The following is a 15078-nucleotide window of genomic DNA, read 5'->3' as shown; positions in this document are numbered from 1 at the left end:
AAAGGAGGGAGAAAAGATATGAAGCCTCTTTCGGTGAAAAATTTAGCAATGATTACGGCAGGCTATATAGTGCAAGGGTCAGAGGATTTACTGATTCAGCATGGTGCTTATCGATTAAAACAAGTAAAAAAACCTAATACGGCCCTTTTTACTAGTAAACGCATTGTCAATTGGAAAAATCTTGAGCCATTTTCTCCTCTAGTGCTAGTGACCGATAGAGCTTATCGGCCAAATGACATTCCAAACCAAGTTAATATGATACAGGTAGCGAATGCAAATGAGGCCTATTGGAAGTTTGTCGATTTTTATCGCAATCAGTTCCAGATCCCCATTGTAGCGATTACAGGAACTTCGGGGAAAACAACAACAAAAGAGATGATTAAACATATTCTTTCAGCAGAGCATAAAGTGACCGCTACTACATTGAGCAGTAATTCAAGAACGGCATCATTGCAATATTTACTAAGTATTGAGGAAGATACAGAGGCAGCCGTATTTGAAACGGCTGTTGGCTCACCAGGTGATGTTACAAATGCTGGGAAATACTTCAAACCGACGATCGGGATTATTACTAATATCGGAGCCCATCATTTAAATTATTGCAAAACATTAGAGGGCTATATTCAAGCAAAGGGAGAAATGCTAGACATTATTCATCCTAAAGGTACGTTAATTATTAATGCGGAGGATATCAATACTAAAAAACTAGATGTTTCTAGATTTAGTGGGCGCTTGATAAAGGTGGGAAAGCATGAATCCTGTGATTTTCGAGCGAGTCATATTCAGTATTATCAAAAGGGCATGAAATTTGTTCTTCAGCATGACAGACAAAGCTATGACATTCTTGTACCAGGATTTGGTGAACATCAGGTTTATAATGCCCTTGCTGCCATCGCTGCAGTCTATGACATGGGGGTACCTATTCCAGTTGCAGCAAAACAACTTCAGTCATTCCGCCAATTGAAAAAACAACTCCAGCTCTTTGAGGGCATCAATCATTCGATGTTATTGGATGATACTTGGAGTATTACAACCACCTCCTTAGAGGCTGCTTTAAAAGTATTAAATGAGCTAGGGGATGGCAAGAAGAAAATTGCTGTGATAGGGACGATTACGGATTTAGGTTCATGGGGCTATGTTATTCACGAGCAAGCGGGTGAATTAATCCATCGTATTGGTGTGGATGTTTTGATTACGATTGGGGAGCATGCCAAGATTATGGCGGATTATGCAGTAATGCTAGGGTTTAGCAAGCCTGTTTATTCATTTAAAAATAGCACGCTCGTTTATCCGTTATTGCAGGGGATTGTGGATGAGAATACGATTGTTCTCATAAAAGGTGATATGTATAGTAAACAGGTGTCAAAACTAGCAACGGAGCTAAAGCTTAAACCTACACCACCTGCAGATTAACTTGCTTCTGACAATATAGGATATTGACTGTGCCACATAGAAAGAAGCGCTAATAAGGTATAGTAATTGATCAGAAAACAACACTCTGAATCAAGAGAAGGAACAAATCATCTATAAGATTGATAAAGAGAGGAGGCGTAGTACACTTGCAACCGATTAGTGTGCAAAAACTTAGGAATGTACTACAGGGAAAGCTCATTCATGGATCAGATCAATGGTCTGTTCAGCATGCAATCTACTATAATCGGCATGATTTAACGAAAAGTCATACGCTTCTGTTTGTAAGTCGAAGTGATCAAATTAACTGGCAAGAGATTGATCGAAAAGGTCCGTCCCTCATCATATCCGATAAGCCGTCTACTGTGTTAAAAAACGCCTTAGACAATACAACCGTTTTACAAGTCAAAAGCGTTACGCAGGCCTATTGGACTTTTATCGAATATTATCGGAGTCTGTTTGACATTCCGGTTGTTGCTTTGACAGGAACCTGTGGTAAAACAACAACAAAAGAGATGTTAAAGCATATCGTGAGTAAGCATTGGCAAGTGCAAGCATCCGTCAGCAGTAAAAATGAGCCGAGACAATCATTACCCTATTTGACGGGTATTGAAGAGAAAACACAAGCGGCTATATTTGAATTAGGCTTAGGCAACACAGGGAATATTAAACATCAGTGTATGATCTATCAGCCAACAATCGGTATTATTACGAATATTGGTGTACATCATTTAGACGGCTGTCTCAACCTTGAAGGTTATATTAAGGCCAAGGCTGAAATTGTAGAGGGAATTAAAGAAGATGGCACGTTAATCATCAATGCGGATGATGATAACATTAAAACAATATCTTTGAAACGATTTAAAGGGAAGATTATTAAATTTGGTTTACAGGATTCGGCGGATTACAAGGCTTCGAAAATACAATTTGCCAATACAGGTATGAAATTTGTACTTGAATTTGCAGAGACAAAGTATAACGTATTTGTCCCTGGCTATGGGGAACACCAAGTTTACAATGCGTTAGCCGCAATTGCCGCCTGTCATGAAATGGGGCTGACCATTCGTCAGGCTATTTCAGGATTAAGGAATTTTAAACCAATGGCAAGACATTTAGAATTTACGACAGGACTAGGAGATAGTACGATTATCGATGATACATGGACCAATAATCCAACATCGGTAGAGGCAGCCTTAAAAGTATTAGATACAGTAGGAAAAGAGAAAAAGGTTATTCTTATTTTAGGTGATATTAAGAGATTGGGTAATTTTGAGGAAAAATATCATCGAGAAATTGGCTCGATGGTTGCTGAGAGAAAGATTGATACATTAATTACCATCGGCAAAAGGGCAGAGAAAATTGCCGACCAGGCTCAAAAAGATGGAACCAACGCAGAAGTTCATACGTTTAAAGAGGTAGCAGGCGTTTTAGAACTATTGAAACCAAAGCTTGATGCGGACACGATTGTCTTAATAAAAGGGCCGATGTCGAGTAGATCCATGATTGAATTTGCCAATACACTTAAAAACTCTTTATAGAGCAAAAGGGTGTCTCAAAATTAAATGAGACACCCAATTATCTTACTTATTTTAAAACACGTCGAGCTGTTACAAAATTCTTTTGTGCCTATGTCGTTGTCATACTATTATATTGATTACTCCCTAAATAGATCCCCGTTTGTGTGATTTCTATGGTAGAGAAGAATACTAAATCAACTTTTTCAAGCTGAGATTTTTGAATAAGTGTACCAACTAAAGCTTGCTATACTTCTGGGCGTAGAGTTATTTAGTAGAGATAACGCGCTTCGCAGTAATATAATGTTTAGCATAATAATCAACAAATAATACTCTTGTCATGACACCATCGGAATTAGGGATGATGATGCGGTGATCGCCTGCATAAATCCCTACAAGAGAAGGGTTTTTTGAACCTTTCACACTATTAAAGAAGACTAAATCACCCTTTTTCAAATTAGCACGCGCTACAGTTGATCCTTTGCTCATTAAACCACTTAAAGAAGTTGATCCGAGTGTAACGCCACTTTTACGATAGATGAAATCGACAAAAGCTGGAGCGGTAAATCGTAGACTTGACTCATTTGTTGTCGAGCTAATCGATACTTTATTTTTATAAGTCAGCGCATTCTCAACAATTTTATCGCCTTTTGTTGCAGGGTTGGCTGATAGTAGGGTAGGTAATACTCTACGTGCAGATACATAATTTTCTTTGTAATAAGGCTTACTATTTAAATCAGAGATGATGATATTTTGTTTTGGATCAGCCATGTGAATGATTTTATTGTCGCCAATATACATGCCGACATGGTCGGGATCTGTCCCTGTTTTTTTACTTTTAAAGAAGACTAAATCCCCTTTTTGTAATTGGTTTCTCGCTACATATGTCCCTTGCTGAATCATATAATTTTCATTGTACGTACCAAGATCTACACCATTTTTCTCGAAAATGTACATTAAAAATGAAGCACAAGAAAATTTATATGGGTATGTAGGCTTGTATACCGTATTGCTGTATGTTGCTTGCCCCATTAAGCTTTTACCAGTTTTAATTAATTGATCTGCTTTCGCAGCAACAGCCTGTGCGTTGTTCTGTGTATTTGTTGTAGCAGCCTCTACTTGGATAGGTTGGAATGCTGTTTGCACCATTCCGAATGAACTCAATCCAATCGTTAAGGCAAGTGTTGTGGATAAAAATCGTTTATTCATGTTATTAAATAACCTCCTTAGCATCTAGTAGGATTTCTCCTGTATAGCTTTGCCATGGAAATAATCGTAGCATGAAAATCTAGGGCTTCTACGCGGTAAATGTTACCAGAGCAACAAAGGAGAGCCCCTTAACACTTGCTATAAAAGGCTTTATCAAGGGAATTTACAGTTTTATTACAAATGTTTCAGTACGTTGTCATATGGAACATTCTCATGAAAAAAACTGCCCAAAAGTGGACAGTTTACGAGATTTTCTGAATCATTTCAACACGATTGCCAAAAGGATCTCTGAACTCAAAACGTTCATAATGAGGGATTGGCACGGACTCTATTATGTCGATCTGATGTTGTGCTAGTTTCTCCCGCCACTCGTTAATATCCTCTACCTGATAAGCAATATGCGCCTTTGTCGTCAAACGATCGAAGCCTTCCTCTGTACCTACATGCACCTCTTGATGCCCTAGCTGCAACCAAAATCCCCCACGCCCTTTGAGAGAATCAGGTTTTTCAATTTCCTCAAGACCTAAGACATGACAATAAAATTCTCTTCCCTGCCCCTCTGTCCCCTTTGGAATCGTAATTTGCACATGATGTAAACCGATAATCATAGAAATGAAGCCTCCTTTTCTACCATAATTATAGTATATTTTCAAAATATTTGAAATGGTGACAGGAGGCAGAGCGCAATGGCGGCTTTAGTAGTGGGAGGAAAGCTTTTATTGTGGGGGTTAGTAACTTCGAATTGAGAGATAGCCCTCTGGAATTGAAGGATAGGGCGGCGGATAGAATGCTCAAAGTGAAGGATAGGCTTAAAGCTGTGGATAGAATCTTAGAATTGAAGGATAACCATCGAAAAGTGGTGGATAAAATGCTCAAAGTGAGGGATAGAACTCTGAAAGTGAAGGATAGTGCTTAAGCCGGTGGATAGAACCCCGAAATTGAAGGATAGCCGACAAAAAGTGGCGGATAGAATGCTTAAAGTGAAGGATAGGCTTAAAGCAGTGGATAGAATCTTAGAATTGAAGGAAAACCATCGAAAAAGTGGTGGATAGAATGCTCAAAGTGAGGGATAGAATGCACGAATTGAAGGATAGGCTTAAAGCGGTGGATAGAATCTTAGAATTGAAGGATAACCATCGAAAAGTGGTGGATAGAATGCTCAAAGTGAAGGATAGCGCTTAAAGCGGTGGATAGAACCCCAAAATTGAAGGATAGCGCTTAAAGCGGCGGATAGAACCCCAAAAGTGAAGGATAGCCAACAAAAAGCGGCGGATAGAATGCTCGAATTGAGGGATAGCACCCTAGGATTGGTGATAGACTCCAAAAAAGTAAAGGATAGCCCACCATATCTAATCTATTATGATATTAGTACTATGGTATAATAATAAAAACGGAATAATAGGATAGAGGTACAAATTAGATTTTTTAATTTGTTTAAAAGGGAAGATCGGTGGAAATCCGACGCTGTCCCGCAACTGTAAATGGGAGCACATTTCAAAGGGCCACTGTTACGAGTCGTAATGGGAAGGTGGAAGGTGCGATGAACATAAGCCAGGAGACCTGCCTTTATCTAGTACAGCCAAAAACCTACGCGGATAGGGGGTGTTGAGTGTGACTAGAGAAATTCTCCTGCATGCTCATAGTACGATGATTGCTAAAAAGGTAGCTTCTATGTTTAATAGCAAGCTTTTTTTCAACTGGCCATCATCGTATTATGTCGTGTATTTGTCATTGTAGACATCTTTCTAATGAGGGAAAGATGTTTTTTTATGTAAAACAATAAAGGAGCGGTGCACATGAATCCACAAGTGATTGAATACTATGAAAGTCTATTTAAATTAGAAATTATGCAAGAGCCTTACGCGGCTAGACCATTGAAGGAGCTTGTTGAACAGTATGTTGGGCATGATGCCGCACATGAGCAGTCGATTTTAGCGGCATATGCGAATGTTATGAAAGAATTAATTGGATAAAATTCATGTTGGCTACTTCGTAAATGGAAGTAGCCATTATTAATGAGCGCATCCATTGACAATAATAAATTGTAGGCGTAAGATTTTTTTGAACAATCGTTTTGAACACTTGTTCAAAAAAGAGGTGAGAGAAGTCGATAAGAAAGAAGTAGCACAAAAAGAGAAAAATAAAGAGGTAAAAGAACAAATTTTGCAGGCAGCGAAATCCTTGTTTTCGTCAAGAGGCTATGATGGAACGACAGTGAGACAAATTTGTGATGAGGCAAATGTGTCGCTCGCGCTTGTTTCCTATCATTTTGGTGGGAAAGAAAATGTCTTCAATGCATTATTTGAACCGCTACGCGACACCTTTATGAATGCCCATTATGATGTTAGCGATTCACTAGGTGCGCTCAGAAGCTTTTGTCGTAATTTTGTCCTTTATCGTATTCATGAGCATGAATTAATTGATATTTTACAGCAAGAGATTGTCATGAATAGTCCAAGACTAGAGATGCTAAAGGATGTTTTTTTACCTTCCTGGGAGCAGCTTCGAACAATTTTACAAGCGTGTCAAGAGCAACAGACCATACACTATGAGTCCATTGATGTCGCGTTGAACTTTATTATGGGGACGTTAATGTATTCCTTGAATAACCCATTTTTAAATCGTTCTTCCTTACAATCAACACCCGAGCAAATTGCAGAGCTTGCAGTTCATTTCGTGTTCAATGGTCTTCACACAAAACAATAAAAAAGAAGGTAATCACAATGAAAGCAGCAAAATTTTACGGTATTAAAGATATTCGAGTAGAGGAGGCACAACTGCCAGCACTAGAGCCTGGGATGGTGAAAGTGAAAGTTGCGTTTGCCGGAATTTGTGGTAGTGATTTACATGAATATGTAGGCGGGGCCTATGCATTCCGTACACAACCAGTATTAGGGCATGAATTTGCCGGAGTTGTTGTAGAAGTAGCAGAAGGAGTTACACAAACAAAAGTAGGGGATCGCGTAGCAGTGGAGCCGCCAATACCATGTGGCAAATGTGATAACTGTAGACGTGGCTATTCAAACTTATGTAAACGTGGACAATCTTATGGTTATACCATTTCAGGTGGATTCGCTGAATATGCGGTTGTGCAAGAAGAAAATATTTACCAGCTTCCTGATGGTATGAGTTTAGAGCTAGGTGCTCTGGTAGAACCGACAGCAGTAGCCGTGCATGCTGTTCGACAAAGTCAATTAAAGCTTGGCGATACTGCCGCTATTTTTGGCGCAGGTCCCATTGGCTTATTAGTCTTGCAGGCTGTGAAAGCGGCTGGAGCAAGTGAAATCTTTGTAGTGGAGGTTTCCGATGAACGTCGCCAAAAAGCGCTTGATTTGGGTGCAACCTATGTTATCAATCCAATCGACACAGATGCCGTAGCCTATATTCGCGAAAAAACAAATGGTGGAGTAGATGTTGCCTATGATGCAGCAGGTGTTCAAGCAACGTTTACAAGTGGCGTAAGTGCTGTTCGCCCTGGCGGCGAATTTAAAATTGTCAGTGTCTGGGAAAGACCCGTTGAATTTAATCCAAATGCGGTAGTTTCACCAGAGGTAACAATTAGCGGTTCATTTGCCTATGTTAACATTTTCCCTGAAGTCATTCGATTACTAGCACGAGGCGTTATTGATGGACAAGCCGTGATTACAAGTGAAATTGCTTTAGAGGATATTGTGGAAAACGGCTTTGAGGCTTTAACAAAAGATCGTAGTCAGTGTAAAATTTTGGTGAATATGAGTTTGTAAATCTTGCCCTAATCATAGTCAAACTTGAGTCAAAACAGGTTTGGCTATGATTATTTTTGTTCTTAAATATCATAATACCAATTGGAATACATTTGTTTGTCATAAAACTGCCTTTAGGACTTCATTCATATTTCACTTTTACTTTATATAATAAATTTGCTATATATAAAAAGAACGGAGATTAAATATGAAAAATTTGCTTTATTCAAGGTTTTGGCGGCTACATTTTTTCGCAGCACTTTTTATAACGCCATTATTGTTATCTCTTACTTTAAGTGGGATTGGCTATTTATTTTTTACAGATGTAGAAAACAAATTATATGATGATTACTTCTTTGGAGAAAGCCATAAAGAAGAGGTCTTAACGATTGATGAAGCCGTAGAAAAAGCGGAAGCGGCATTTGCGGGGTACTCCACAACTAAAGTCATTATGCTGGAAGAACCATATAATACCCGTTTAACATTATCCAATGGGAAAGAAGAAAAATATGTATTTTTAGATGATCACAATCAAATGGTAGGTAGTCAGGATGCCAACTATACATTCTCTAATATTATGAGAAATACGCATAGCTCCCTATTTATTGGCGGTACATTTGTCAATTATTTAGTAGAACTAGCAGCATGCTGGACTATCTTTTTATTACTGTCAGGTCTTTATATGACATTTAAAGGGAATGCTCTGAAAAAGCACAAGTCGGAAAATAAACGACAAAAAAGTAGGAGATACCATGCGCTTGTTGGGACCATTATTACGATTCCAATGGTAATGTTCATTTCTACAGGGCTATTATGGTCTGCTTTTCAAGGGTCAATCCTTTCCAATATTGCTTCAGAGAGTCCAACGTTTGGTTACCCAATATTACAGCAAAAGCCACCAACATCGGATGTCTCGGAAATACCATGGGCGACTCGCCAATTAGAAGCACCATCGTCTGAAGGCGAACATGCACAGCATCATGGAGGCGGCGCTGTCCGTTATACAAACGACAATCAAATCTCGATTGCTAACCTTGAAAAAGAAATCGATGCAATGAATATCACTAAGCCTTATTCAATTATTTACCCTTCAAATAGTGAAGGCGTATATACAGTGGCAAAGGCTAGTAACTCTGGAGTAACGGGTCTAGATGTCAAACCTACAGAAGAAGCGACAATGTATTTTGATCAATATAGTGGCAAGTTTATCGATCAAGTCAACTATGAGGATTACGGTATGTTAGCCAAGTTCTTTTCATGGGGCATTCCTTTACATGAAGGCCACTTATTTGGCTGGCCTAATAAGCTGCTAAACTTAGTGATTTGTCTCGCCTTTTTAGCTGTCATTGTCTGGGGAATTCGCATGTGGATTTTACGTAGGAAAAAAGGCGAGCTGTCAGCACCACCTCAAATTTCTCATAAAATTTCATTGCCTTTTGTGATCTTCCTTATTATTTTAGGTGTATTAATGCCATTGTTTGGCGCTTCCTTGATCGCTGTAGTGTTGATTGAACTTATCATTATTGGCTGGCAAACAAAAAAGAAATTAAGAGCAGAAGAAACAAAATAAATGACTGGATACGGCACAGCATTAAGGTGCCGTATCTTTTTTTGTGTTGTTTACTTCAATAGCATAAGCGCAATACTGTAATTGTTTATAGATTTTTCAGCCGAATTTTATAAAGTTTTAAGATTTGTATGGTACATTGCTAGTAGCTTCAGCTTATTGGGGGAATGTAGATGTCAATTAAAACGAGGTTTTTACTATCTTATATTGGTGTTATTTTTATTGCCATCGCTCTATTACTAGCGGCAGTTTTTCTTTTTTCCTTTGCTATTACAGGTGATGTTAAAGCGATTGAGCATTTTTATAAAAAATCTTATGTCCAAAAACCTTTGACGACGGTAGAGGAAAATGCTTTTTTGGATTTAAAATTACTAGCTAAAACTGATCCCCAGCAACTTTTAGATGTCGAGCAGCTAGAAAAAATAAATGCCCCTGCGATTGAGATTGTTGTACGAAAAGATCATCAAATTGTCTATTCTACGCAGAAAGACCATAAGCAATTGTTGCTGAAAAGTTTACCTGGTTTTGAGGCAACGAATATAAATTCTCGTGACACCATCATGATTAATCAAGCTTTTTATACGTATGTAAAATTCGATTTTTATTTTCCAGATGAAACAGAGGGAAGTATTTTCGTTTTACGAGAGGTTAGTTCCCGTGCAGAAGTAACACGAGAGCTATTACCTATTCTTTTAGGTATTTTATTTGTCTTATTTATGATGATTATTGGCATATTAAATTATTTAGTTTCGAGAAGTATTATTAATCCAATTTCTGCTTTAAAGGAAGGGGCAGAACGCATAAAATCGGGTGATTTGGATTTTGAAATTACGTCCCGTTCGAATGATGAAATAGGGCAGCTTAATCGATCGTTTGAAGAAATGAGGATTAAGCTGAAAGAATCGATCCAGCTGCAGCTTCAATATGAGGAAAATCGAAAAGAATTACTATCAAATATCTCACATGATTTAAAAACGCCGATGACCTCGATTATTGGCTATGTAGAGGGCATCAAAGATGGTGTGGCGAATACAGAGGAGAAGATGGATAAATATTTAACAACTATCTATACGAAAGCAAAGGATATGGATGTATTAATTGATGAGCTGTTCTTATTTTCAAAGTTGGACTTAAAAAAGATTCCATTCCAAATGGAAAACGTCAATTTACAGCAATATATGCATGATTATGTAGAGGATGCGAGCTTTGATTTTATTGATCGAGACATTCACTTACAATATATATCAGCGGACTCACCACTTTTTGTTATGGCTGATCGTGATAAATTAAGAAGGGTCCTGTCAAACTTATTAAGCAATAGTGAAAAATATATGGATAAACCATATAAGCAAATTATTATTTCCTTACATGAGCGAGTAGATGACGCGATTATTCAAGTAACAGATAATGGTACGGGTATTGATCCTGTCGCATTACCTCACATATTTGATCGCTTTTACCGTGCAGAGCTCTCACGGAATTCGCAAACAGGTGGGAGTGGCTTAGGCTTAGCCATTGCGAAACAAATTGTGCTTGAAATGGGCGGCGACATTTGGGCGAACAGTGAGCTAACAAAGGGGACGAGCATTTTCATTTCATTGAAAAAGGCGGAGGAGAAGGTGAAAGAACATGAAAAAAATACTGCTAATTGAAGATGAAGTGAGCATAGCAGAGCTCCAACGAGATTATTTAGAAATTAATGGGTTTGCAGTGGATATTCAGCATCAAGGAGATGATGGACTGAAACAGGCACTTGAAGGTGATTATGATTTAATCATTTTGGATATTATGCTGCCTGGGATGAATGGCTTCGAAATTTGTAAACAGATTCGTGCAGTGAACAATATTCCAATACTGTTTGTGTCGGCTAAAAAAGAAGATATTGATAAAATTCGAGGTCTTGGACTAGGAGCAGATGATTATATTACAAAGCCCTTTAGTCCAAGTGAGCTAGTGGCAAGGGTCAAGGCTCATTTATCGAGATATGAGCGTCTTGCAACAAATCAGCAAACCAACCATTTGATGTCCATCCATGGCATTACTATTGATACATCAGCCAGAAAGGTTTTTGTGAATGGAGATGAAATTGCCTTTACGACAAAGGAATTTGATTTGTTGGTATTTTTTGTGAAACACCCCAATCAGGTATTAAGTAAAGAACAATTATATGAGCGTAACTGGGGTTATGAATCAGCTGCGGATGTTTCGACTGTTACTGTCCATATTCGAAAGCTACGTGAAAAAATTGAACGTGATCCCGCACAGCCCAAATTTTTAGAAACCGTTTGGGGAGCAGGCTATCGCTTCAATGTATAAGAAAAGATATCTCGTCTTGTTGGCGAGGTATTTTTTTGTACAAGATTTTAGACTTTTTTAAGAAATGGTTAATAGGCATTTTAGCATTACCACGTACACTAAAGAAAGTACGTCATCAAATTAGAAAGGGGTGTATGACAGGTGAAGGAGATACAGGCAGCTATGATAGCATTATCATTTTTACTGCAAGGGTGTTCCTCCAACGATACAGAGGCTATCCAGCTTGATAGAGGGGGAAGTGAAGAGGTGAAAACAGATTTGACAGGCGAGCTTTTGAAAGCAGCAGAAAAAGGAGATATAGAGGTGCTTCGAAAGGTTCTGGAGCAAAAAGTAGATATCAATGCTCAGGATGCAAACAAGCGAACGGCCTTAATGATTGCTACATATAATCAGGATGTGGAGGCAGCCAAGCTATTAATTGAGGCGGGGGCAGATGTTAATATTCAAGATAGCATGCAAAACACACCGTTCCTCTATGCAGGAGCAGAAGGCTATCTCGATATTTTAAAGCTTACTATTCAGGCGGGAGCAGATCCTACGATTTTGAATCGATATGGCGGAACAGCATTAATTCCAGCAGCAGAGCATGGTCATGTAGAGGTCATCGAGGAGTTATTAACGAATACAGACATTAACGTCAATCATGTCAATCATTTAGGATGGACAGCCCTAATGGAGGCGATTGTCTTAAATAACGGCAATCCTACACAGCAGACCGTGATTCAATTATTAATTGAGCATGGTGCAGATGTGACTATACCCGATCAAAATAATGTTACACCATTGCAACACGCGAAACAGCGAGGCTTTCAAGAGATTGAACAAATCCTAATTGCCGCGGGAGCAAAATAATCCACATTATAGACAAAAGGAATCTAGAGGTCACGCTCTCGATTCCTTTTGTTGTACGAGATATTTAAAACCTCCACTTGCGAACCTTTAGAGTTTTTATTGAAGAAAATAAGAGATATAGAAAATTATTGTAAAATGTTGTTTTTATAATTATTTTTTCTTTTATCAATTAGCAACAAAACTGACAGCACGACTACACTCAATATCACTATAAACAAAAAAGACAAGTAGAGCGTCATAAATCCTCCAAATGTCTCATCAAACTCTAAAAGAGCGACATCTGGGTTATACATGCCTCCCATGGAAATATATCTAGCCACTTCAAGATAAACAATATGAAAGAGAATACTCATCCATAGTGTACCTGTATATCTTCTATATAGCTGTAGAGCAATGCCAAAAATGAAGAGTAAAATAAAGTAGTCTATAGTTACTGTAAATGGTTCACTAAAGAATATGGATGCCATGGCCATCACCATAATCGGCACACATATGAAAATTAACGGTTGCAAAATTAATGAGATGATAAACCGATATTTCTTATGCAACTCTTCAAAAATTAGTCCCCGGATAAAAACTTCTTCTGGAAATGCCTCATACATAAATGCTGTTAATGAATTGATTAAAATAGCGATAATGACATTTGTTGTCAAGTTCAACCTGACATTTTCTATGCCACCAAATAAATAAGCTGTTAAAATGCCTGATACGAGTAAAATAAAAGGCAATGCAATACCGAACATCAACTTAGATAATGAATTAACACCCTTCAATCCAATATTTTTTAAAAAATCTGGATTTTCTTTTTTAAGTACAAAAAGGACAACAAGCGTTAACCCAGTAAAAATCATTCCTTGTAAAAGCATGGCTAATTTTTTATCCATACCTTGTGTTTCTATCAAATATTGTCCAACATTTCCCGAAACAAAGAGAAATAGTGATACGAGTACAAAGTACAAAAGCAACCGGCTAATCCTGAATGTCGAAGAACTTATTTGAAATCCCCCTCTTTTTAATGTGGTGTCGTTATAAATTACGTATCAACAAGTGTATAGTTTCAATTTTCTTAATGTGAATTATGGAAAATTATAGAATATTACCAATGTGTATTCCAGTTAATGGTCTGTTTGTTATTGTTACATACCAGATGTTTTGAAAATTTCTTTCTAGTTGTTCTTAAATTATTTTTCTTATTTTTTTATTTTTTTTTAATAGTTTATTTATTGGCAGTTTAGATATGGGCTTTATGATAAATCTTGTAAACCAAATGACACCAAAAAGGAGAGTTTTATAGATGAAATTAAGAAAACGTATGGTTCCAGCAGCATTAGCTTTATCCGTTTTATCAGCAGGTCTTGTTACATTTAACGAGCCTTTGAATGCAGAGGCAGCAAGTAAGAAAGTGGTAACAGCTGCCGAAAATGAGCAAGTAGCAAAGATTACAAATATTAAGCCATTAAATACAATGACACTTCAAATTACATTTAACCAGCCGTTAGCAGCAGCTGATGTAGATCTGAATAATCTAGATGCAATTAAACAGCATTTTACGTTTAATGGAGATTTAGAGATTGTCAATGTGCCACGCTTAATGACAGGATCTAAGAGTACATATATTGTACCGACGACATTCCAAGAAGATGACTTCATCTATACATTGAGCTATAAAGAACAGCGGAATAAAGTTTTTGAAGGAACAGATGAAAAAGTATTTGTGCGCAATGTGGAGCAAGTAACAAACGATACATTTACACTGGAATCATTCCAAGAGGATGGCGTTGTGGACTATGCCAATATTATTGAAGCATATCGCGCTGGTCGTGGAGATTTAGCATTTAGCTTAGATCGTCATAATCGAGATGCGAGTGGCAAACGTTTTGATGTTATATCTTCATTACGTGACCGCAATGTGACAGTGAAAACAAGTGAAGGAGAAGAGTTTGTAGCAAACTATGTACCATTCACGCAAGCAGCAGATGGCAGACAAGCTCCTCAATTTAGATTACCGGCTGGACAAATATTAAAACCAGGTGTCACATATCGCGTGTACTCACAATGGGCGGAAATGGATGTAAAGAGCTTTGTAGCACAAGAAATCGCACCATTTACACTACAATCAGCAAAAGCTATTGATGAAAAATCATTCGAATTACAATTAACAAATGATCCTCAATCTGATTTACTAGCAGGAAGAAGTGTTGAGCTACGTGGAAATGATGGGAGCACATTACAAGCACAGTATCGCTATTCATCACGTAAAGGTGCTGTAGGTATCTTTGATGTTGCGAACGATGGCACGTTAAAAGCCAATGTAAGTTATACAGTTATGCCATTAAACAACTGGGCCACAGCAACAAATGTAGTTCTACAAGGAAAATAATTTTTAATAGAATAATGAATCTGTCATTTGAAACCTAAAACCTGAAACCTAATAGATGTAAAGTATCCAAATAAAAATCTCGTCACATGCTGTGGCGAGATTTTTTAG

At 37.8% G+C, this 15078-nt stretch carries 14 protein-coding genes and 1 riboswitch; of the genes, 11 read left to right on the top strand and 3 right to left on the bottom strand.

The features are described 5' to 3' along the window. Positions 1–18 precede the first annotated feature (18 nt). Positions 19–1413, top strand: a complete 1395-nt coding sequence (locus ABC382_RS06565) for a UDP-N-acetylmuramoyl-tripeptide--D-alanyl-D-alanine ligase (protein WP_322612035.1) — start codon at positions 19–21, stop codon at positions 1411–1413. 146 nt (positions 1414–1559) lie between these two features. Next, positions 1560–2948: a UDP-N-acetylmuramoyl-tripeptide--D-alanyl-D-alanine ligase gene (locus tag ABC382_RS06560; protein WP_412926673.1), complete on the top strand. Its 1389-nt coding sequence runs from the start codon at positions 1560–1562 to the stop codon at positions 2946–2948. Positions 2949–3191: 243 nt separating this feature from the next. On the opposite strand, the gene ABC382_RS06555 is transcribed toward ABC382_RS06560, so the two are convergent. Both ABC382_RS06555 and ABC382_RS06550 read right to left on the bottom strand, forming a co-directional pair. Next, positions 3192–4133, bottom strand: coding sequence for a C40 family peptidase (locus tag ABC382_RS06555; protein ID WP_322606229.1), 942 nt, complete (start codon positions 4131–4133; stop codon positions 3192–3194). A 242-nt stretch (positions 4134–4375) separates the two neighbouring features. Further along, positions 4376–4741 carry a VOC family protein gene (locus ABC382_RS06550; RefSeq protein ID WP_274796674.1) on the bottom strand — a complete coding sequence of 122 codons (366 nt, stop codon included), beginning with the start codon at positions 4739–4741 and terminating at the stop codon, positions 4376–4378. Between the two features lie 782 nt (positions 4742–5523). Next, positions 5524–5715: riboswitch (cobalamin riboswitch) on the top strand. A 29-nt stretch (positions 5716–5744) separates the two neighbouring features. On the opposite strand from ABC382_RS06550, the gene ABC382_RS06545 reads away from it, so the two are divergent. The 8 genes from ABC382_RS06545 to ABC382_RS06510 all read left to right on the top strand — a co-directional run bounded on the left by ABC382_RS06545 (position 5745) and on the right by ABC382_RS06510 (position 12590). After that, positions 5745–5870, top strand: a complete 126-nt coding sequence (locus ABC382_RS06545) for a hypothetical protein (protein WP_274796675.1) — start codon at positions 5745–5747, stop codon at positions 5868–5870. Between the two features lie 59 nt (positions 5871–5929). After that, a complete protein-coding gene (locus tag ABC382_RS06540; RefSeq protein ID WP_274796676.1) occupies positions 5930–6106 on the top strand; it encodes a hypothetical protein in 177 nt (58 codons plus the stop codon). 88 nt (positions 6107–6194) lie between these two features. Next, entirely contained in the window at positions 6195–6839 is a 645-nt protein-coding gene (locus ABC382_RS06535) for a TetR/AcrR family transcriptional regulator (RefSeq protein WP_312507027.1), read from the top strand. A gap of 17 nt (positions 6840–6856) precedes the next feature. Continuing rightward, positions 6857–7876, top strand: a complete 1020-nt coding sequence (locus tag ABC382_RS06530; protein ID WP_322612031.1) for a 2,3-butanediol dehydrogenase — start codon at positions 6857–6859, stop codon at positions 7874–7876. A gap of 187 nt (positions 7877–8063) precedes the next feature. Further along, the gene (locus tag ABC382_RS06525) at positions 8064–9425 is read left to right on the top strand and encodes a PepSY-associated TM helix domain-containing protein (RefSeq protein ID WP_322612030.1); all 1362 of its coding nucleotides are present in this window, start codon (positions 8064–8066) and stop codon (positions 9423–9425) included. A 170-nt stretch (positions 9426–9595) separates the two neighbouring features. Next, entirely contained in the window at positions 9596–11074 is a 1479-nt protein-coding gene (locus ABC382_RS06520; RefSeq protein WP_322612029.1) for a sensor histidine kinase, read from the top strand. After that, the gene (locus ABC382_RS06515; protein ID WP_322606225.1) at positions 11052–11738 is read left to right on the top strand and encodes a response regulator transcription factor; all 687 of its coding nucleotides are present in this window, start codon (positions 11052–11054) and stop codon (positions 11736–11738) included. Before ABC382_RS06520 ends, ABC382_RS06515 begins: the two co-directional genes overlap by 23 nt. 162 nt (positions 11739–11900) lie before the next feature. Further along, positions 11901–12590, top strand: a complete 690-nt coding sequence (locus tag ABC382_RS06510) for an ankyrin repeat domain-containing protein (RefSeq protein WP_409264303.1) — start codon at positions 11901–11903, stop codon at positions 12588–12590. A 125-nt stretch (positions 12591–12715) separates the two neighbouring features. Here the strand turns inward: ABC382_RS06510 and ABC382_RS06505 are convergent, their stop codons facing one another. After that, complete coding sequence (locus tag ABC382_RS06505; RefSeq protein WP_322612027.1) at positions 12716–13492, bottom strand: CPBP family intramembrane glutamic endopeptidase; 777 nt, start codon at positions 13490–13492, stop codon at positions 12716–12718. Positions 13493–13884: 392 nt separating this feature from the next. Between ABC382_RS06505 and ABC382_RS06500 the strand changes: the two genes are divergently transcribed. Then, entirely contained in the window at positions 13885–14970 is a 1086-nt protein-coding gene (locus tag ABC382_RS06500; RefSeq protein WP_322612026.1) for an Ig-like domain-containing protein, read from the top strand. The last annotated feature ends 108 nt before the right edge of the window (positions 14971–15078 follow it).

It is taken from the genome of Lysinibacillus phoenicis (genome assembly GCF_047238325.1).
Lineage (GTDB): Bacteria > Bacillota > Bacilli > Bacillales_A > Planococcaceae > Lysinibacillus > Lysinibacillus irui.
The sequence above is the reverse complement of the archived record's forward strand: the minus strand, read 5'-3'. Positions and strand labels throughout refer to the sequence as shown.

Excerpts from the sequence above, each read along its gene's own strand:
- ABC382_RS06565 (WP_322612035.1), top strand. The coding sequence starts at position 19 with ATGAAGCCTCTTTCGGTGAAAAATTTAGCAATGATTACGGCAGGCTAT.
- ABC382_RS06500 (WP_322612026.1), top strand. The coding sequence starts at position 13,885 with ATGAAATTAAGAAAACGTATGGTTCCAGCAGCATTAGCTTTATCCGTT.
- ABC382_RS06550 (WP_274796674.1), bottom strand. The coding sequence starts at position 4,741 with ATGATTATCGGTTTACATCATGTGCAAATTACGATTCCAAAGGGGACA.
- ABC382_RS06520 (WP_322612029.1), top strand. The coding sequence starts at position 9,596 with ATGTCAATTAAAACGAGGTTTTTACTATCTTATATTGGTGTTATTTTT.
- ABC382_RS06515 (WP_322606225.1), top strand. The coding sequence starts at position 11,052 with ATGAAAAAAATACTGCTAATTGAAGATGAAGTGAGCATAGCAGAGCTC.
- ABC382_RS06540 (WP_274796676.1), top strand. The coding sequence starts at position 5,930 with ATGAATCCACAAGTGATTGAATACTATGAAAGTCTATTTAAATTAGAA.
- ABC382_RS06530 (WP_322612031.1), top strand. The coding sequence starts at position 6,857 with ATGAAAGCAGCAAAATTTTACGGTATTAAAGATATTCGAGTAGAGGAG.
- ABC382_RS06555 (WP_322606229.1), bottom strand. The coding sequence starts at position 4,133 with ATGAATAAACGATTTTTATCCACAACACTTGCCTTAACGATTGGATTG.
- ABC382_RS06510 (WP_409264303.1), top strand. The coding sequence starts at position 11,901 with ATGATAGCATTATCATTTTTACTGCAAGGGTGTTCCTCCAACGATACA.
- ABC382_RS06525 (WP_322612030.1), top strand. The coding sequence starts at position 8,064 with ATGAAAAATTTGCTTTATTCAAGGTTTTGGCGGCTACATTTTTTCGCA.